This window comes from Stenotrophomonas sp. P5_B8, from assembly GCF_054049855.1.
The window spans coordinates 1-4,849 of record NZ_JBFULO010000297.1; the positions used below are offsets into that span (position 1 = coordinate 1).

Sequence of the window (4,849 nt, forward strand, 5' to 3'; positions counted from 1 at the left end):
GGCATGGACTGGAAGCGATCCACATGGACCAGTCCGTCCTCCTTGATTTCATACTTGGTGAAGCTGCCGGCCGGGATCTCCACGGCCAGGTTGACCTCCTCCGGTGCTTCCCTGGGCTGGGCGGCCAGGAACGGGTGCAGCACCGCATTGGTGGCGGCACTGGCGCCCGCGAGCAGCAGCAATGCGGCGGCGATGGCGCCCAGGGGAATTACGCGTCGCGTGTCGATCATCATCGTCTCCAGCAGCGGCCGGGCGCGTGGAGGCGGCCCGGCCCGGGGGTCATTCCCAGCAACGGTCGGCGCGGCCCTTGAGGGTCTGCGCGCGCGTGCAGTCACGGGGGGCGATGCGTCCTTGCGTCAGCTCGGTCTTGTGCTTGCGGCCATCGGTGCTGCGGGTCAGCTCGAAGCCATCATAGAGCCGGCCGGTGACGGTGCGCGCTTCATAGCGCAGGTGCTGCGGGTCGATGTTCAACACCTGGAACAACTGGGTGTCCTCGCCGACCGGCGCCATGCTGGCACGTGCGGCATCGGACAACCGGTACTGCTTCGGCCCGGCCACGGTGACGATGAACTGCGGGGTCGCGCCCTGCCCTTCGCCACGACGGCCATAGGTGTGGTCGTGCCCCTGCAGCACCAGATCGACCTGATGGCGGCGCACCACCGGCAGCAGCACGTCACGCAGTTCGGCGTTCTCGCGACCTTCGCGCGGCGAGTAGAAGGGCTGGTGCAGCAGCACGATGCTCCACGGGTGCGGGTTGTCGGCCAGCACCTTGTCCAGCCAGACGGCCTGCGCCTGCGCGGTCCCCAGGTCCAGTGCCGAGGTGCCATCCAGCACCGCGATGCGCACGCCCTGGTAGTCGAACCAGTAGGTGCTGGTATCGGCCGCGTCCACGCCGTTGCGCGGCAGCGCGAAGGTCACCGGCCAATGGCGACCGAGCACGCGACGTTCCTGCGGGGTGTCTTCGAACTCCTCGACGTACTCATGGTTGCCGATCGCCGGGGCGACGGCGGTTTCCTGCGGCAGCCAGCCCGCGGCGGCGAACCACTCACCCCACTCGCTGTCGTCCTGGCCGTCGCCGCCGCTGACCAGGTCGCCGGCGAACAGGCTCAGGCGCGCCTGCGGGGCGGCCTTGAGACCGGCGCGCAGTACCCGCGAGACATGGCTGAGGTTCTTGTTCTGGGTATCGCCGAAGTACAGCAGGGTCAGCGCCTGGGTAGCGCTGCCGGCGGTGCGCAGCTGGTTCCAGGCACTCCACGTGGCCTGCCCCTGCACGCGCCACAGGTACAGCGTGTCGGGCTGCAGTCCGCTGACATCGGCGCGGTGGTAATGCGCGCTGCCGTTCTCGGTGTCCAGCACGCGGGTGCTGGCGGTGATGCGGGTGACGCGGCCAACATCGGGCGAATCGCCGGCCAGCACCCACTCCAGCACCGGCGTGCCGACCGTCGTGTCGGTCCGCCACGACACGCCGAAACCGCGCGCGGCGTCCTGTGCGGGCGAGGCCACGATCCGGTCCGGGAAGCCACTGGCGGCGTAATGGAGGTTGCCCGTCGGCACCTGCGTGTTCGGCTCGGCGACGGTGTCCGCGCTGTTCGCGATCAGCGGGGCGCTGCCGAGCAGCAACGCCAGCAGCACGGTCGCGCTGGCCATGGGCGTGCGCCTCATGGCGCGCACTCCAGCGGCAACGACAACTGCCTGGCCACGCTGGCCCAGTCGAAGGCGACCACGCCCTGGTCGTCGTGCACCGCGTACAGCACGCCGTGCGGGAAACGCGTGGAGGCATGCTGGTCCAGCCAGATGCCGTCGGTGTTGGCCACCTTGTTGCCCTGGAACGCGCCAACGTGCTTGAAGGTATGCCGGTCGAACAGGTGGAACACGCTGCGCTGCTTGCCCTGCTCGGTGGTGATCCACCAGCCGTCCTTGCCGCAGGTACGCAGCATCACGCCTTCGGCCTGCGCCTTGAAGGCATCGCGTCCAAAGGTGGTGCCGGTGAACCGGCCGTCCAGCGTGTAGACCTTGATCTCGCTGGCGTAGGTTTCGTCTTCCTCGGCGATCAGCAGGCGGTCGTTGGCCGGGTCGCCCCAGATCGATTCGACCACGCGCAGCGCGCCGGCCTCGCTGGTGTCGCCGATGCTGGACACCAGCCGGGCATCCAGCGCACCGCCCTTCACGCTGAGCGCGTAGCGGCGCACGCGCTTGTCCAGTTCGGCCAGCGGCGGCAGCCCGTCGTTGCCCTGCGCATCCTCGCCAGCGTCGTAGGAGTCGGTCACGTAAACCTCGTAACCCTCCCGCTGCTTGTTGACCCACAGCCCGTAGGGCTTGCGCAGGTCGTCGGCGGCGAACACGCCCAGCGGGGTGAAGTCGGGCAGTTGCAGGACCTGCACGCGGTGGTTGTCGCGCTCCACGATCAGCACCACGTCATCGACCACGGCGATGCCGTTGGGGCGGACGAACTGGCCCGGTGCGGTGCCGGTGCTGCCGACGTCGCGCAGGTGTGCACCGGTCTGGCCGTCGTACACCACCAGCTTGTCGGTGGCCTTGGCGGTGGCGATCAGCCACTGATGCCCATCGGCGGTGGTCCAGCTGGCTGGCGAGTCGATGTTGTCGGCCGGCGTCATCGGGGTCAGGAAGGCTTCGGCTACCGTGCTCACCGCGCGGGCGGCATCGGCCGCTGGCGCAACCGGTGCCGGCGCAGCACCGTGCCGGCAGGCCGCCAACAGGGCCAGGCTCAACAGGCCGATGACAGGGCGTGCGCGCCTCACAGGGCCACCTTCAGGCCGAGCGCATAGGTGCGACCGTATTCTTCCATCTGCAACGTACGCGAGCGCGTGCCCTGATACAGCTCCAGCGGCTTGTCGAGCAGGTTCTGCGCCTCGAAATAGACGCTCACGTTCGGGGTGAACTTGTAGTCCAGGCTGAAATCCAGCTGGGTGTTGGGCGCCACGTAGATGTCGTAGGCGCGGCTGTCCCCGAGCGTGTCCAGATACTCGCTGCGGTACACCGCGGCGAGGCGGGTACTGAAGGCATCTTTCTCGTAGCCGATGTGCGCGCTGTACACATGCTTGGACGCACGCGGCAGCATGAAGTCGTCACGCTCGCGACCGGCTACGCCCGGATCGAAATCGGTGTCCAGCCAGGTGCCGCTGGCGCCGACCAGCAGCCCGTCCCAACCGGCCGGCAGGAACGCCAGCTGCTGCTGCCAGTTGAACTCGGCCCCGGTGACGTTGGCCTTCTCGCCGTTGATCACGCGGGTGACCTCGTAACCCGGATACGCCGGATCATTGTTGCTCACAGTGTTGACGATGTAGCCGTCGATCGACTTGTGGAACAGGCCCAGCGAGATGATACCGGTGCTGCCGATGTACTTCTCCACCGACAGATCGAGGTTGTTGGATTCGTACGGGTCCAGCTGCGGGTTGCCGATCCGCACTTCTTCATCGCCCCGGCTCAGGCCGACGCGCGGGGCGATGTCGCCGAAAGACGGCCGCGACACGGTCTTGTTGGCGGCCGCGCGCAGCACCCAGTCGTCGCCGGCGTCATAGCGCAGGTGCAGGCCGGGCAGCACGTTGGTGTAGCTGCGGCTCACGCTGAGCGGGGTGACCGTGTAGCTGCGGCCATTGCTGGCCACGTCGACACTGTTGCCGGTGGCGGTGAACTGGGTATTTTCCACGCGCACGCCGCCGATGATGCGCAGCGCGCCGATATCCCAGGTGCCCATCGCATAGCTGGCGAAGATGTCTTCGCTGGCGGTGTAGTCCTCTTCCAGCGAGGTGAGCGCGTTGCCGCCGGCGTCCTGTGGGCGCGCACTGTACTGGGCGCCGTGCTGGGCCCAGTAACGGCGCATGGCATCCGAACTCATGCCCTGGCCGAGACTGCCGCCGCGATGGTCCGGGCTGGCAGTGGTCCAGTCCGACAACGCGATGTCCGGACCGACCCGCAGTTCGCGCTCGTCGGTATCGGCGTTGCGGTCGCGCCACCGGCCGAGCAGGCCGAACTTATAACTGGTGTTGTCGCCGTCGAAACGCAGATTGACCTGCGCGCTGCGCTCCTCATCGTCCACGCGCTTGGGCGAAAGCACGACGCGGTCGACGTCGTAGTTGCCGTTGTCCATCCAGCCGGCATCGCCGAGGGTAAGGCCGGGTACGCGGCTGCGCTGGTCGACGGTGGCGCTGGTGTCATAGCCGGCGTATTCGAAGCGCGCTTCCATCTCGTCGTTGACGCGTTCTTCGGTGCGGGTGTAGCCGACCTTGTAATCCAGCACCGCGCCGCTGAGGCGATTCTCGCCGCCCAGGCTGGCGGCGAAGGTGTTTTCCTTCTTGGTGCGGTAGCGCATGCGCTTCTGGATCGCATCGGCGGGCAGGTCATCGATGCGGTACTGATGGTTGCCCAGTGCGGTCACCTCGCCGTCGCCGACGTTGAAGAGGGTGCGCTGGCGGGTTTCGGCATCATCGAACTGGCTGTACAGCGTGCGCAGGTAGTAGCGGCTGTCCTCGTTGGGCCGCCAGTCGAGGTTGAGGTTGGCGCCGATACGCTTGCGCTCGATCTCGTACTTGCGGCGCTGCAGGCTGTTGGCGAACAGGTCATCGTCGGCGCCGCCGTCGAACGTGCCGTACTCCACTTCGGTGTTGTCCGATTCGAACTTGCGGTTCTGGTAGTTCACGCCGAGCGCCACGCCGAAGGTATCGGCGAACACTTCGCTGTAGTTGATGGCCGCCTTCGGGCTGGTGTTGCCGGACAGCTGCTGGTGGCTGGCCTCGATCTWGCCGCGCAGGTTGCGGCCTTCGCGGTCGAAGGCCGACGCCGACTCAACCAGGATCGCACCGCCGATGGCATCGCCGGGCATGTCCGGGGT

General features: G+C 67.5%; 3 protein-coding genes and 1 pseudogene. All 4 read right to left on the reverse strand.

The features are described 5' to 3' along the window. A pseudogene (locus tag ACXJKH_RS14815) lies at positions 1-230 on the reverse strand (inorganic diphosphatase); the annotation flags it as partial. Between the two features lie 49 nt (positions 231-279). Then, on the reverse strand, positions 280-1,662 hold the full coding sequence (locus ACXJKH_RS14820) for a metallophosphoesterase (protein ID WP_457320380.1): 1,383 nt from the start codon (positions 1,660-1,662) through the stop codon (positions 280-282). Beyond that, entirely contained in the window at positions 1,659-2,732 is a 1,074-nt protein-coding gene (locus ACXJKH_RS14825) for a phytase (RefSeq protein ID WP_457320384.1), read from the reverse strand. The genes ACXJKH_RS14820 and ACXJKH_RS14825 overlap by 4 nt, the downstream gene beginning before the upstream one ends. Positions 2,733-2,755: 23 nt before the next feature. After that, positions 2,756-4,849, reverse strand: a 2,094-nt coding sequence (locus tag ACXJKH_RS14830; protein ID WP_457320382.1) for a TonB-dependent receptor, incomplete at its 5' end; no start/stop codon positions are given.